This is a genomic window from Streptomyces sp. NBC_00433 (genome assembly GCA_036015235.1).
Lineage (GTDB): Bacteria > Actinomycetota > Actinomycetes > Streptomycetales > Streptomycetaceae > Actinacidiphila.
The window spans coordinates 765277-780215 of sequence record CP107926.1; the positions used below are offsets into that span (position 1 = coordinate 765277).

Annotated in this window: 11 protein-coding genes; 4 read left to right on the top strand and 7 right to left on the bottom strand. The window is 72.7% G+C overall.

The genetic code is table 11. The features are described from left to right. Positions 1 to 52: 52 nt before the first annotated feature. Positions 53 to 415, bottom strand: coding sequence for a hypothetical protein (locus OG900_03115; GenBank protein ID WUH89225.1), 363 nt, complete (start codon positions 413 to 415; stop codon positions 53 to 55). A 130-nt stretch (positions 416 to 545) separates the two neighbouring features. On the opposite strand from OG900_03115, the gene OG900_03120 reads away from it, so the two are divergent. Then, the gene (locus OG900_03120) at positions 546 to 1163 is read left to right on the top strand and encodes an ATP-dependent endonuclease (protein WUH89226.1); all 618 of its coding nucleotides are present in this window, start codon (positions 546 to 548) and stop codon (positions 1161 to 1163) included. A 12-nt stretch (positions 1164 to 1175) separates the two neighbouring features. On the opposite strand, the gene OG900_03125 is transcribed toward OG900_03120, so the two are convergent. Further along, positions 1176 to 1772, bottom strand: coding sequence for a sigma-70 family RNA polymerase sigma factor (locus OG900_03125; protein ID WUH89227.1), 597 nt, complete (start codon positions 1770 to 1772; stop codon positions 1176 to 1178). Between the two features lie 76 nt (positions 1773 to 1848). Between OG900_03125 and OG900_03130 the strand changes: the two genes are divergently transcribed. Continuing rightward, positions 1849 to 2682, top strand: coding sequence for an alpha/beta hydrolase (locus OG900_03130; protein ID WUH89228.1), 834 nt, complete (start codon positions 1849 to 1851; stop codon positions 2680 to 2682). 111 nt (positions 2683 to 2793) lie between these two features. On the opposite strand, the gene OG900_03135 is transcribed toward OG900_03130, so the two are convergent. After that, complete coding sequence (locus OG900_03135) at positions 2794 to 6981, bottom strand: beta-galactosidase (GenBank protein WUH89229.1); 4188 nt, start codon at positions 6979 to 6981, stop codon at positions 2794 to 2796. Positions 6982 to 7345: 364 nt separating this feature from the next. Here OG900_03135 and OG900_03140 point away from each other — a divergent pair, with 364 nt between their 5' ends. Then, on the top strand, positions 7346 to 9322 hold the full coding sequence (locus OG900_03140; GenBank protein ID WUH95597.1) for an NPCBM/NEW2 domain-containing protein: 1977 nt from the start codon (positions 7346 to 7348) through the stop codon (positions 9320 to 9322). Between the two features lie 218 nt (positions 9323 to 9540). Here the strand turns inward: OG900_03140 and OG900_03145 are convergent, their stop codons facing one another. The 4 genes from OG900_03145 to OG900_03160 form a co-directional block, all read right to left on the bottom strand. Continuing rightward, positions 9541 to 10320 (bottom strand): hypothetical protein, encoded by a 780-nt coding sequence (locus OG900_03145; GenBank protein ID WUH89230.1) that lies wholly within the window; start codon positions 10318 to 10320, stop codon positions 9541 to 9543. Next, positions 10317 to 11240 carry a hypothetical protein gene (locus tag OG900_03150; protein WUH89231.1) on the bottom strand — a complete coding sequence of 308 codons (924 nt, stop codon included), beginning with the start codon at positions 11238 to 11240 and terminating at the stop codon, positions 10317 to 10319. The genes OG900_03145 and OG900_03150 overlap by 4 nt, the downstream gene beginning before the upstream one ends. A 60-nt stretch (positions 11241 to 11300) precedes the next feature. Next, on the bottom strand, positions 11301 to 11813 hold the full coding sequence (gene msrA / locus OG900_03155; protein ID WUH95598.1) for a peptide-methionine (S)-S-oxide reductase MsrA: 513 nt from the start codon (positions 11811 to 11813) through the stop codon (positions 11301 to 11303). A gap of 147 nt (positions 11814 to 11960) precedes the next feature. Further along, entirely contained in the window at positions 11961 to 12920 is a 960-nt protein-coding gene (locus OG900_03160) for an RNA polymerase sigma-70 factor (GenBank protein WUH89232.1), read from the bottom strand. A gap of 323 nt (positions 12921 to 13243) precedes the next feature. On the opposite strand from OG900_03160, the gene OG900_03165 reads away from it, so the two are divergent. Beyond that, on the top strand, positions 13244 to 14878 hold the full coding sequence (locus tag OG900_03165; protein ID WUH89233.1) for an ATP-binding cassette domain-containing protein: 1635 nt from the start codon (positions 13244 to 13246) through the stop codon (positions 14876 to 14878). Positions 14879 to 14939 lie beyond the last annotated feature (61 nt).

Genomic DNA, 14939 nt, shown 5'->3' on the forward strand with positions numbered 1-14939 from the left:
CCACGGCCCGGCCCCGGTTCGGGGCCGGGCCGGCCTGCCGTCGGCCCGGAGGTCACCGGGGGCCGCCCGGGAAGGAGCCGCCGACCGTCTCCGCCGGCGCGACCGGCCCGGCAGAAGGCTCGGCCGGAACCGCGGAGGCGAAGGCCTCGGCGTCGTCGCGCGGGTGGTAGCCGGGGGCGTCGCCGCCCTCGGTCGACCACCAGCGGCGGGTGTTGGCCGACACACCCCACACCGGCACGCAGCCGCTGACCGGCGCCCGGAGCGCGGCGCCGACCAGGCGGCAGAAGTCGTCGGGCGAGAGCCAGGTCGAGAGCATACGCACCGAGGCCGGCCGCTCGAAGCAGGAGCCGATCCGCAGCAGCACCACCTCGGTGCCGTACCGGTCGGCGTAGAAGCCGCCGAGCGGGATCGGCACCGGCGACCCTTTCCACGCCGCGATGAACGGGGGCGCCGCGGGCCGCGGGCGGTGAGGACGGTAGCGCCGGCGGCCGCCCGGCGGGGGAAATCCCGTACCGCGGTGGCCGCGGAAGGCGGAGACTCTTGCCATGGCTGACATGGCGGCATTCCGCGAGGCGGTCACCGGGTGGGCGGCCGGTGGCCCCGGCGACCTGGCCCGCGAGCTGGCGGCGCCGCTGCCGGTGCGGGCGGCGGTCCTGCTCGAAGGGCCGAGCGACGCCGCCGCGGTCGACGCGCTGGCCGCGAGCCGTGGCAGGGACCTGGCGGCCGAGGGGGTCTGCCTGGTGCCGATGGGCGGTGCGATGAGCGTCGGGCGCTTCGTCCGGCTGCTCGGGCCGCCGGGCCTCGGCCTGCGCCTGACAGGGCTGTGCGACCAGAATGAGCGGCAGTTCTACGCCCGCGCGCTGGCGGGGGCCGGCGTGCCGGAGCGGGACTTCTTCGTGTGCGCGGCGGACCTGGAGGACGAGCTGATCCGCGCGCTGGGCCCGGCCCGGGTGGCGGAGCTGGCACGGGCGGAGGGCGACGGGCGGGCCCTGGAGACCTTCCTGAGCCAGCCGGCCCAGCGGGAGCGCACCGCGGAGCAGCAGATGCGGCGCTTCCTCGGGACGAAGAAGGGGCGCAAGATCCGCTACGGCCGGGTCCTGGTCGAGGCGCTCGGCCCCGACCGCGTCCCCGCCCCGCTGGACGGGCTGCTCGCGAGCCTGTGACCGCAGGGCGGTTCAGCCCCCGGTGAGCCGGTCGCGCTGGACCTGGCGGGCCAGCGTGCGGCGGACCGAGGCCGGCGCGGCGGGGGCGGCCGCCGCGGTGCGGGGCAGGTCGAGGCCGCGGCTGATGGTGTCGTACGCGGCCCGGTAGCCGGCGGGCAGTTCGGCCCGGCGCAGCCGCAGGTCCTCCTCGACCAGCCGGCGCAGCTCGTCCACGTGCTGCGGGGTGAAGTGCCTGCGCCCCCTGGCCATGGCGTGCGCCAGGCGTGCGCAGGCGGCCGCGTCGCAGGTCTCGGCGATCGCGTCGGCGAGCGCCCACAGCCGCCCTTCGAGCCAGGGCGCGTCGTGCTGGTCGAGGTCGAGCCCGAGCGGGGGCGGGGAAGCGCCGGTGCGGTGCCTGGCCATCTGCTTGGACACCGCGGGCTGGCTGACCTCGGTGAGCCGGGCGATCTTGTCCTGGGTCCAGCCGAAGCCGGCGAAGACCAGGATCATCTCCGTACGCAGCTTGCGCATCTCCTCGCCGGCGCGGATGACGTCGTTCATGTCGGCGAGCATGCGGGCGGCCTGCTCCTCGGTCAGCGTCTGGGGTGTGCGGTGCATGTCCTCTGCCATAACTGGGGTGTATACCTGACCCCGTCGAATATAACCCGGTTGTACAACCCGGTTATGAGCTGCCAGACTGCGGGCCATGCCCACCTTCACCGCACCCGACGGGACCCGGCTCGCCTACCGCGAGGCCGGCGACGGCGACCCGCTCCTCTGCCTGCCGGGCGGCCCGACCGACGCCCGCTACCTCGGCGACCTGGGCGGCCTGTCCGCGCACCGCCGGCTGATCCTCCTCGACCCGCGCGGCACCGGCGGCTCCGCCGCGCCCGCTGACACCTCCTCCTACCGCAGCGACCGCCAGGTCGAGGACGTCGAGGCGCTGCGCGCCCACCTCGGCCTGCCGCTGGCCGACCTGCTCGCCCACTCGGGCGGCACCAACACCGCGATGCAGTACGCGGCCCGCCACCCGCACCGGCTCCGCAGGCTCGCCCTGATCGGCCCCAGCACCCGGGCCGTCGGCATCGCGGTCGACGGCGCCACCCGCCGCGAGACCGCCCGGCTCCGCGCGCACGAGCCGTGGTTCCCCGCGGCCTTCACCGCCCTCGAAGCGCTCACCTCGGGCGCGGGCACCCCCGCCGACGCCGAGGCCGTCGCCCCCTTCTTCTACGGCCACTGGGACGCGGCGGCCCGCGAGCACCACGCGCTGGGCCGCCCGGCGAACGACGAAGCCGTCGCCCTCTTCGGCGACGGGGACGCCTTCACCCCGGCCGCCACCCGCGCCGCCCTGGCCGCCATCCGCTCCCCCGTCCTGCTGCTGACCGGCGAGTTCGACCTGAACAGCCCCCCGCAGCCGACCGCCGAGGTCGCCGCCCTCTTCCACGGCGCCACCCTCATCGTCCAGCCGGCCGCGGGCCACTACCCCTGGCTGGACGACCCGGGCGCCTTCACCGCGGCGACCGCGGCCTTCCTGGCCTGACGCCCGAGGCCTCCGTGGCGGTCCCGCCGCGCGGGCCGCCGTCACCCGCCCATGCGGAACGGGCCGGCGGGGGGAAGTCCCCCCGCCGGCCCGTGGCCGGGTGAGCGGGCGTCAGCCGCAGGTCAGGGTGGGCGTCCCCCAGTCGCCGTGGTCGTTGCCGTTGCCGTCGCCCGCGTCGCCGACCACCAGGTCGAGCACCTTGGCCCCGGTGACGTCGACGTCGATCGGCAGGGCCGCCTGCTTGCCGCGGACCGTCGGGGTGGTGACCAGTGTCTTGCCGTCGGCGATCACCGAGAAGGTGACCGTACCGGCGCCTCCGGTCTCGTCGTCGACGCCGACCTGGGCGGTCAGCCGGGTGCAGGTGCCCCCGAGGTAGAGCTGCACGTCGCTGACGGAGTTGGTGCCGATTCCCTTCGCGTAGGCGGTGCCCGCGATGCTGAGCGCCCGGCCGTCACCGGCCGACTGCCCGCCTACGCTGCGGTCGCGCTCCACCGGGCCCCATCCGTTGGTGGACGAGAGGAAGGCCAGGTCGCTGACCGCGTCCTCGCCGGCCGCCGGTGGCGGCGGGATCGCGCCGACGATGCGCTCGTCGCCCGCGGTCGCCTTGCGGCCGCGCTGGAGGTACTGGGCGGTGACGCCGAGCGCCGACGCGGAGGGCAGTGTCCCGGCCGGCGGACGTACCGTCCACTGGAAGGTGGCCGATCTGCCGGGCAGCAGCAGGGCCGCCGACGTGGGCCCTGCAGCGGTCGCCGTCCAGCCCTCGGGCAGGTCGAGCGCCGCCTTCAGTGCGAGGGCGACCGGCTGCCCGGCCGGGACGCCGACGGTCGCCGAGGCGGTGAAGGCCTGGCCGGGCTGCACGGTGTTCGGCACCCCGAGGGCCACCGCGACGCCGGGCGCGGCCGGCATCGCGTACGTGGCGCGGTCGTAGCGCGGGCTCGCGTTCTGCGCGACGTGCAGCGACGAGGCGTAGCTGCCGTAGTTCGTCAGCTCCACCTTGCCGAGCCCGCCGGTGCTGCCGTCCAGGTTCCACACCGCGATGGCGATGCTGTTGTGCCCGTCGGGGTCGAGGATGCCGTTCGGTATCGGGAAGGTGTGCTGCGGGCCCAGGTAGTTGACGTAGTTGCCGACCTGCCAGCCGTTGACGAAGATCGTGGCGCGGTATTTGCGCGACGGGTCGTCGGTGAAGGTCAGGCCGACCGAGGTGTCCTGCCCGCGCGGCAGGTCCAGGTCGGCGTCGGTGCGGTACCAGGACACGCCGGGGCGGTTGTCGGTGGCCGGCAGCGAGACCGGCTTCCAGCCGCTGTCCGGGTAGCCGGGCAGCGACCAGCCGGCGCGCTCGCCGTAGAGGCCGCCGTTGGCGAGCGGACCGCGGACCGTGTCGAGCAGGTCCTCGCCGCCGCGGACGCCCTGGATCCGCCAGGTGACCGGGGTCAGCGGCGCCCCGACGAGGGAGGCGCTGGTCAGGCCGCGGGCGGTCTTGTTGCCGTTGGAGGAGTTGTAGTCCTCCTCGTGGCCCATGTTCACCGTCAGGACGGATATGACGTTGTCCCCGGTCGGCTTCACCGACCCGGCCGGGAAGGTGAAGTCGGCGCTGCCGGTGGTGGAGCTGCCGAGGAAGGTGCCGTTGATCCAGGCGGAGAAGGCCTGCGCCCTGCCGCCGGAGTCGGAGACCAGGTGGATGCCGGTCTCGCCGCCGTCCGCGCGGAAGCGGCCGCGGTACCAGGTGTTGCCGGTGTGGAAGCCGTAGTCGTCGGCATAGAGCACGGGCAGCGAGTTGACGCCGGAGGAGCTGTTGGTGGTCGTCTTGTCGGCCACCTGCCAGCTGGAGTCGTCGAAGGCCGCCGCGGCTTCCGGGGACTCCTCCTCGTGCTTCCAGTTCTTCAGCGCGGGCAGTTGCACCGGGGCGGCGACCGGTATCTGTCCGGTACGGCTGCCGGTGGGCGACGCCTTGGTGCTCAGGGTGCGGCCGTTCCAGCTGACGCGGTCGGCCGAGGTGAAGACCTCGATGTCCTTGTCGTCGGCATTGTCACCGGTGAGCGCGACCGTACGGCCGTGGTCCTCGCTGGTGGCGGTGCGCAGCAGGTGGCTGCCGCGTACCAGCACCGGGCCGGTCGCGGTGTCCTGGCGCCAGAAGGTCGCGGCCGTGGCCTTGTCGCCGACGAGCAGCAGCTGCGGGCGCGAGCCGCCGCCGCTGACGGCGATCGGGATCAGGCCCTGGTGACGGTAGTTCAGCCGCAGGTCGCCGGTGGCGGCGTCCCAGGTGGTGCTGACCTCGCCGCCACTGCTCGTCACGGTGGGCCGGGAGGTGTAGTGCAGCACGGTCTCGCCGTCGCTGCCCGCGTCGCCGTAGAGCACGGAGACGTCCCGGTCGCCGATGGTCGCGGTGGTCATGATCTCGGAGGTCGAGTACTGCAGCTGCGAGTCGCCGAGCTTGTAGTTCGCCACGATGATGTGCGAGTCGCGCCCGTCGAGGGTGATCGCGGTGCCCGGCTGCTGCGGCACGACCGGGTAGGTCGGCTCGGCTGTGCCGGCGGTCGGCACGTCGACGGCGTCGACCGACACGAAGTTGTCGGTGGACGTGGCGCTGTTGTGGGTGCCGGTGGCGACGATCTTCAGGGTGTGCGCACCGGCCTCCAGGCCGGACTTCTGGAAGACCACCGCCTGGTTCTCGCTGCCGGAGTCGTCGACGGTGGCCACCTTGGCGCCGTCGAGGTAGACGTCGGCGTAGCCGTGGTTGTTGGTCTTCGGGCCGATCCAGCGGACCGCGGTGCCGTCGAAGGGGATGGTGACGGAGTCGCCTGCCTTGTTGGAGAACGACTCGGTCTTCTTGTAGTCGCCGGCGGTGTAGCTCTGGTTCACCACATGCGACCAGGTGCCCGTGTACTGCAGCGCGGAGTCGGCGTCGTCCCACGTGTAGGTGGTGTCGGTGACCGGCTGGGCGTTGAAGTCCAGGGCGATGTGCGTCGTGTCGGTCGTCGTGGCGGTGGAGTCGCCGTGCCGCAGGACGTGGAACTGCGTCTTGGTGTCCGGGTTCATCCGGGCGGTGTCGATCACGGCGCTGTCGTCGGGCGGGGTCGCCCTGATCGCGTCGGTCTTGGTCAGCGGGGCCACCGACTGGGTGAAGTAGCCGATCAGCTTGTCCTCGTCGTACTTCGGGTCGAGCTGCCGGTTCTCCCGGATCGCGGCGCCGTAGTCGTACGACGTGTAGTTCTGCGGCTCGCCCAGCCAGCCCCAGTTGGTGCCGCCGTAGGTCATGTAGAAGCTCTGGGCGGTCGCGCCGACGGCGATGTTCTGCTTGTAGAAGACGTCGGCGAACTGGTCGTTGATCAGCTGGGCGCACTTGTCGTAGCCGGGGCCGCCCCACGGGTCGAAGGCGCCGCCCTGGTATTCGGGCGAGTAGAGCGGCTTGCCGGCCGGGTGGTCGTAGCTGAGGTCGGGGACGCCGCTCCACTTGGTGGGGTTGGAGCAGTTGAAGCCCTGCGGGTAGGAGTCGGGGCCGTCCACGGCCAGGGCTCCGTCACCGGAGTTGAAGGTGCCGTTGTTGTTGCCGGTGAGCGGCACCGTGATGCCGTCGGCGGTGGCCTTGTCCTCCAGGTGCTTCATGTAGGCGCGGGCGTCGGCCGAGCCGTTGTAGTACTCGTTCTCGACCTGGTAGGCGATCACCGAGCCGGTGCCGTTGGTCACCTGGTGGCGGGCGATGATCCGGTCGATCTGGGTCAGCCACTCGTCCGCGTACTTCAGGAACTTCGGGTCGTTGGTCCGGTTCTTCTCGTCCTTGGTGGTCAGCCACCCGGGCAGGCCGCCACTGTCGACCTCGGCGTTGATGTAGGGCGCCGGGCGGGCGATCACGTACAGCCCGGCCTGCTCGGCCATGTCGAGCAGCTTGTCGACGTCGCGCACGCCGGTGAAGTCGTAGACCCCCGGCGCGGGCGAGTGGTAGTCCCAGTCGAAGTAGAGGGAGGTGGCGTTGAAGCCGGCCGCCTTCATCTTCTGGAAGATGTCCAGCCACAGGTCGGGGCTGGGGAGCCGGAAGTAGTGGAACTCCCCCGACCACAGGTACGTGCGCTTGCCGTCGACCATGAACGAGTAGCCGTCGAAGGTCACCGTACGCGGCTTGTGCGCTGCCGCGGGTGCAGCGGCGGCGCTCGCGGCGGTGTCGGCGTGCCCGGCGCCCGCCGCCATCGCGGGCCCCGTCATGCCCGCGGACAGGGCGATGGCCGTGCCCGCGGCGATGCCCGCCCACCATCGTGCCCGGCGGCGGGGTCTCACGGCCCCGGAACCGATCTGCTGTCTCTGCACTGCTGCCTCCACACTCCCCGATGAGCCAACTCCAAACAGATTCAATCGGAGTCGAACAATAGGAGCGGGTGAACGACGACACAATAGTGCGGACGAAGGTTGCCGGAACGGGGCTCAGGTCCAGGCGCGAGGCAGAGGTGGCCTGTTGGAACGGTTCACGTCAGATCCCTTGACAGCTCGGGCAGCTGAGAGCTGTCATGTGGCCAACTGTTGAGTTGCGTCGGATTATGTTCCGACCTGACAGGCCCGTAGGAGCCGCATCCGCCCGGGCCGCCCCCGAGAACCCCCCGATCTCCCGGAACGAACGATGGGACCCCGTATGCCGATCCCCCGCAGGATCCTCGCCTGCGTCACCGCCGGAACCATGTGGGCCGGCGGGCTCGGCCTGGCCGCCTTCACCGCCGGTGTCGCCACCGCGCCCCCCGCCGCGGCGCTGGACAACGGCCTGGCCATCACCCCGCCGATGGGCTTCAACGACTGGAACTCCTTCGGCTGCGACGTCAACGAGCAGCTGATCAAGGACACCGCCGACTACTTCGTCAGCTCCGGGCTCAAGGCGGCCGGCTACACCTACGTCAACATCGACGACTGCTGGCTGACCCACTCCCGCGACGCCGGCGGGCGCCTGGTCCCCGACCCGGTGAAATTCCCCGACGGCATCAAGGGCACGGCGGACTACGTCCACAGCAAGGGCCTCAAGCTCGGCATCTACGAGGACGCGGGCACCGCGACCTGCGCCGGCTACCCCGGCAGCCTCGGCCACGAGACCGTCGACGCCCAGAGCTTCGCCGACTGGGGCGTGGACTACCTCAAGTACGACAACTGCAACAACAAGAGCGACGGCACCCGGGCCGACTTCGTGAACCGCTACACCGCCATGGGCGACGCGCTCAAGGCGACCGGCCGCCCGATCGTCTACTCGCTGTGCGAGTGGGGCCAGCAGCAGCCCTGGGAATGGGCCGCCAGCGTCGGCAACCTGTGGCGCACCACCGGCGACATCAGCGACAACTGGGCCAGCCTGAAGTCCATCACCGCCCAGAACCTGCCGCTGGCCGCCGCCGCGGGACCTGGCCAGTGGAACGACCCGGACATGCTGGAGGTCGGCAACGGCGGCATGACCGACACGGAATACCGCACCCACTTCTCGCTGTGGTCGATGATGAACGCGCCGCTGCTCATCGGCACCGACCTGCGCAAGGCCACCCCCGAGACGATGAACATCCTGCTCAACAAGGAGGTCATCGCCCTGGACCAGGACTCGCTCGGCAAGCAGGCCACCGTGCTGTCCTCCGCCGGGGGCGCCTCGGTGGTCGTCAAGCAGCTGGCGAACGGCGACCGCGCGGTCGCCCTCTACAACGAGTCCGACCAGCCGCAGCACATCTCCACCACCGCCGCCGCGATCGGCCTGTCCCGTTCCGCCCTCGGCTACCAGGTACGGGACCTGTGGCAGCACAGCTCCTACCAGTCGGCGGGCACGCTGGCCGCGACCGTGCCCGCGCACGGCACCACCCTGCTGCGGGTCAGCAGGCCAGGACGCCTGTTGCAGGACGCACCGCTGGTCGACTCGGGTGTCAACGGCACCACCGTCCACATCCAGCCCGGCCAGGGCGCCGACGTCACCACCTACACCTCCGACCTCGGCACCGTTCCCGCCCTGGAGGTCAAGGTCGAGCTGACCGCGCCCGACGGCTGGACGGTACGCCCCAAGGGCCGCACCAGCACCATCGCCCTGCCCGGCGGCCACACCTTCGCCACCACCTGGCACATCGACGTGCCCGCGGGCACCGCGACCGGCACCTACCCGCTGTCCGGCTCGGTCGGCTACAGCGGCCTACTGGCGCACAGCTCCGTGAGCCAGCCGCTGAGCGGCCAGGTCTCGGTCGCGGTCCCGCCGCCGGCCGGCTCCTCCTACCTCAGCGACCTGCGGTGGGAGTCGGTCAGCAACGGCTACGGCCCGGTGGAGCTGGACACCAGCAACGGTGAGGCCCAGGCCGGCGACGGCCACCCGATCACGCTGCAGGGCACCGTCTACGCCAAGGGCCTCGGCGTGCACGCCCCGAGCGACGTGGCCTACTACACCGCCGGCAAGTGCACCACGCTGACGGCCACCGTCGGTGTGGACGACGAGAAGAAGAACAGCAAGGGCTCGGTGGAATTCCAGGTCGTGGCCGACGGCAAGCAGGTCGCAGGCACCGGCGTCCTCACCAACGCCGACGGCAGCAGGCCGCTGACCGCCGACGTCACCGGCGCCCAGGAGGTCCACCTGGTCGTCACCGACGGCGGCGACGGCAACGACAGCGACCACGCCGACTGGGCGGGCGCCACCATCACCTGCTCCTGACCCGACTCGGCCCTGCCCAGGGGCCGGTGCGGTGCGCGCCTGCGCACCGCACCGGCCCCTTCCGCCGTCCGCCGCGGCGACCGCCCGGTCCGCCCGGCGGCCGGTGTCCGCCGGGCCCAGGTGGTGCGGACCCCGTCGGCGTCGACGACGAGCAGCTCGGCCCGCGGGTCCCCCGGCAGCCCGACCGCCGGAGCAGCGTCGGGGGTCCGCGACCGGTTCTAGGCCAGCAGGCCGGCGAGCCGGTCGCGGACGCCTTCCTTGCCGTCCAGCACGGTCGGGACCAGCTCGTCGGGGCGGTCGGGGTCGCGGGACAGCGCGTGCAGGCGGCCGTCGTGCCGGGCCAGCACCAGGTCGGTGCTCTCGCCGGCGATCTCCGCGGACCCCTCCGCCGTGTAGTGGGTGACGGTGACCAGCGCGGAGCGCGACGCCCCCGTGAGCAGCGCGTCGACGTCGACAGCGCGGTCGTGCTCGACCGCGCTGCCCCTGGGCAGCCACTCGGCGAGCATGCGCAGGGCCTCGTCGAGGACGTACAGCCCGATCTGGTGGACGCCGAGCGCGTCGATGCGGACCATCAGGCAGATCTCCTCGGGCTGCGGCAGCAGCAGGATGCGCCACGGCTCCCCCTGCTCCGAGCCGGTGATACGGGCGTCGAGCACCATGCGGGCCCGCTGCTGGAAGGCCACCGCGATGCCCAGGTCGCCGCGCACCTGCACCTGCTCGCCGGTGTCGCCGGCCAGCAGCAGCTCCCGCGCCGCGAGCGACCTGACGGCCTCGGTCAGCTCGTCCTCCGAGGGCCTGGCCTCCAGGAAGTCCACGATCGCGTCGACCGCGGTCAGCTCGGCGATGGTGTAAGCGCCGAGCATCACGGGCCCGGTGTGCACCAGGTTGACCACGGCGGTGACCAGGCCGGACGGCACGGCCGCCTCGCCCGGTGCCGGGCCCGGCGGCTGCTCGGGGGTGCTGGGCCGGTATTCGCCGTCGTGCTGCTCATGGCTCATCGCGGGCCTCCCGTCGGCCATACGGTCACCGCGGACGCCTGGTCGCTGCGCCCGCGCAGGACGGCGGAGGCGGTGCTTGACGGTGTCTGGGTGATCCACACCTCGGAATTGCCGAACAGCCCGCGCCCGCCCCGGTCCGACAGCGCCTGGCCCAGCTCGCCTGCCAGGTCCTCCCTCTCCGGGGGCGGGAAGCGGGCCGCGAGCCGCTCCGAGACCGCCGTGACGTCGTCGGACTGTTCGATCCTGCGCAGCGCCTTGGTCAGCGACGCCGCGACGGGCGGTGTCAGCGTGGTGGGCACGGCCACGATCGGCGACAGGTACATCGGGCGCCGTTCGGTCATCCGGGACAGGCCCCAGGGCCCGACATTGCTGCCGGTGAAGCGGTAGACCACGTAGTCCATCAGGTGCCGCAGGTCGTCGACGCTGGGCATCTTGCTGCCGCCGAAGGCGGCCGGCGTCTTCTCCAGCTGCACCCACGTGCCGGTCGCGGTGCGGCCGTGCAGCTTCTCGCGCACGACGTGCCCGCGCATGCCGATGTCGGGGTATCGCGCCTTGTCGATGTCGCGGTGGTGGCTGGACAGCCGGGCGTGGCTGCCCTTGGCCGCGCGCCACTTCTCGTACAGCGCCGTGTCGTCCACCAGCACGTGCCCGCCGCACAGCACGTCGTGCAGCTGCGGGACCTGGAGGCCGTGCTGCTCCAGGTCGGCGACGATCGCCGCCTCCTCGGGGCTGAGGCGGCCGACGGCCGCCAGCAGGCCCCTGCGGTATTCGCCGGCTCGGGCGGTGATCTCGATCGTCAGCCGGACCCTGGCGCGTACCTGCTCGGCCTGCCGGGCGGCGGCGTCGGCCTCGGCGGCGGCCGCTCCCGTCCGCCCGGCGTGTTCCGACCGCCAGGTCGCCAGTGGGTGCTTGCGCTCCATCTGGCCAGTACAGCACGGGTGCCGTCGTCCCGCAGCGGGTCGGCCGCGGGGCGGGCGGGGTCAGCCCTGGGCGCGGGCGGGGAGCCGCCAGCCGGGGCGGGGGAAGTGGCAGGTGTAACCGTCCGGATACCGCTCCAGGTAGTCCTGGTGCTCGGGCTCGGCCTCCCAGAAGGGCCCCTCGGGCTCCACCTCGGTGACCACCTTGCCGGGCCACAGGCCCGAGGCGTCCACGTCGGCGATGGTGTCCTCGGCGACCCGCTTCTGCTCGTCGTCCACGTAGTAGATCGCCGAGCGGTAGCTCATGCCGATGTCGTTGCCCTGGCGGTTCTTCGTGCTCGGGTCGTGGATCTGGAAGAAGGTCTCCAGGATCGCGCGGTAGTCGGTCCGCTCGGGATCGAAGGTGATCTCGATGGCCTCGGCGTGGGTGCCGTGGTTGCGGTACGTGGCATTCGGCACGTCGCCGCCCGTGTAGCCGACCCGGGTCCCGGTCACTCCCGGCAGCCGGCGCAGCAGGTCCTGCATCCCCCAGAAGCAGCCGCCCGCCAGAACCGCCTTCTGCATCTGCGTGGCCATCTCGATCCTCTCCGCAGTCATCACGTCATGGACAGCCGCCGGGGTGGGGGCGCGGCTCGCCGCCGCCGCCGGCCCACCGGCTCCTGTGGGGTCAACGCTCCGGGAGGCCGTACGATTCCAGGCCGCCGGCCGGACCTCGCCCACGGGTCAGGCCTCCGGCAGGCGTCCGCCGTTCGCCTCGTCGAGCACCTCCCAGCCGTCCGCCACCGGGCCGACATGGCCGAGTTTGTCAGGGTTGATCACCGTGCGGATCGTCTGGATGCGGCCGTCCAGGATGTCCAGCGCCATGGTGTTGAGCACCTTGCCGTCGCCCTTGCGGAAGATCGCGCCCGGCTGCCCGTTCACCTCGTGCGGCTCCACGACGCCGCCGATCCTGACGAACATCGGGAAGACCGCCATCAGCACCGCGACCACGTCGTCGGCCCCGTCGAAGCGGCTGGCCACCTGCGGCGCCTTGCCGCCTGCGTCGCCGACCATGTGGACGTCGGCGGCGAGCAACTCCCGCAGCCCGTCCACGTCGCCCGCCCTGAATGCCGCGAAGAACCGGTCCGCCAGCTCCTGGCGCTCCTTGCGGTCGGCCTCGAAGCGCGGACGGCCGGCGGCCATGTGACGGCGCGCGCGTACGGCCAGCTGCCGGCAGGCGGCCTGCGAGCGCCCGACGGCGGAGGCGACCTCGGGGAAGCCGAAGCCGAAGACCTCGCGCAGCACGAAGACCGCGCGCTCCAGCGGGCTGAGCCGCTCCAGCAGCAGCAGCGCCGCCATCGACACGGAGTCGGCCAGCTCCGCCGACCGCTCCGGGTCCTGGTAGGGGTCGGTGAGCAGCGGCTCGGGGACCCACGGCCCGACGTACTCCTCGCGCCGCACGCGGGCCGAGCGCAGCACGTCGATCGAGATCCGGGTCACCACCGCCGACAGGAACGCCTTGGGCGAGGCGGGCGACGTCGTGGAGGTCCGATAGCGCAGCCAGGTCTCCTGGACGGCGTCCTCCGCCTCGCTGACGCTGCCGAGGACGCGGTAGGCGATCGAGAACAGCAGCGGCCTCAGCTCCTCGAACTCCTCCGTGCGCGCCGCGCCGCCCCCGGTCCCGCCCGCCACGGACATCCGCATGGCCATCACCTTCCCCGAAACCGCGGTACACCTTCGCAGACTGGGACGAGACAGCGCCGCCGTCTGTGACACGCCGGGGCGGACGGGTCGGGCCGGCGCCCGCGAGCCGGCGGGCGCCGGCGGTAAACTGGCGGGGACGTTGATCGTTTGTCGAGGAGTACGGACATGGTGGTGGACGACGACATCTCCGGGTGAGACCCGGATCCGACCGGCCACCGGCCGGCGCCGATGAGCGCCGCCGCAGTGGCCATGTCGTCGTCCCCTCCCTCCATGTCTGCCACGGGTACGGCTTTCCCGCTGCCCCGCTCCTCCGAGGTGCCTCCATGTCCGACGCATCCGTCATCTGCTCCGACCTGTCCTTCTCCTGGCCCGACGACACACCTGTCTTCGAGGGCCTGTCCTTCACCGTCGGTGCCGGCCGCACCGGCCTCGTCGCGCCCAACGGCTCGGGAAAGAGCACCCTGCTCAGGCTGATCGCCGGTGAGCTGCGGCCCACCGCCGGATCGGTGTCCACGGCCGGCACGCTCGGCTACCTGCCGCAGACCCTCCCGCTGACCGGCGACCTCACGGTGGCCGAGGTGCTCGGCGTCGCCGACGTGATCCGCGCCCTGGACGCCGTCGAGTCCGGCGACGTCGGCGAGGAGCACTTCACCGCCATCGGCGACGACTGGGACATCGAGGAGCGCACCCGCGCCCAGCTCGACCGCCTGGGCCTGGCCGGCCTCGCCCTGGACCGCAGCCTGCGCACCCTCAGCGGCGGCCAGGTCGTCTCCCTCGGCCTGGCGGCCCGGCTGCTCGGGCGGCCCGACGTGCTGCTGCTCGACGAGCCCACCAACAACCTCGACCGCGAGGCGCGGCACCGGCTCTACGACGTGGTCGAGGACTTCACCGGCTGCCTGCTGCTGGTCAGCCACGACCGCGGGCTGCTCGACCGCATGGGGCGCATCGCCGAACTGGACGGAGGCGAACTGCGCTCGTACGGCGGCACCTTCACCGACTACGAGCAGGCCGTGCAGGCCGAGCAGGAGGTCGCGGAGAAGAACGTCCGCAATGCCGAGCAGGAGCTGAAGCGGGAGAAGCGGGAGATGCAGCAGGCCCGCGAGCGCGCCGAGCGGCGCGCGAGCAACGCCGCCCGCAACCTCAAGAGCGCGGGACTGCCCCGGATCTTCGCCGGGAACATGAAACGCGGCGCCCAGGAGTCCGCGGGCCGGGCGGGCCAGGTGCACGCGGGGCGGGTGGACGAGGCCAGGACGCGGCTGGACGAGGCGGGACGGTCGCTGCGCGACGAGCAGCGCATCACCTTGGACCTGCCGGACACCCGGGTTCCCGCGGGGCGCACGCTCTTCCTCGGCGAGCGGCTGCGGGTCGCGCTCGGCGGCCGGCAGGTCTTCGCCGGGCACGGCGTCGACCTGGCGGTGCGAGGTCCCGAGCGCATCGCGCTGACCGGCCCCAACGGGGCGGGGAAGAGCACGCTGCTGCGGCTGGTGCAGGGCGACCTCACCGCGGAGGGCGGCGACGTCAGGCGGGCCGACGGGCGGATCGCGTACCTGTCGCAGCGGCTCGACCTGCTCGACCCGGACCGCACGGTCGCCGAGAACTTCGCGGCCTACGCGCCCGACCGGCCGGAGGCGGAGCGGATGAACCTGCTGGCCCGCTTCCTCTTCCGCGGCGCCCGCGCCCACCTGCCGGTCGGCGTGCTGTCGGGCGGCGAGCGGCTGCGCGCCACCCTGGCCTGCGTCCTGTGCGCGGAGCCTGCCCCGCACCTGCTGCTGCTCGACGAGCCGACCAACAACCTGGACCTGGTCAGCACGGGCCAGTTGGAGAGCGCCCTCAATTCCTACCGGGGGGCCTTCATGGTGGTCAGCCACGACGACCGCTTCCTGCGCGAGATCGGCGTGGACCGGTGGCTGCGGCTGGCCGGCGGCGAGCTGGCCGAGACCGGCGCGCCCGAGGAGTGAGCGCTACGCCCCGGCGGGCGCCGCACCACAAGGACGGCGGGCGCCGCCACCCCCCGGGGGT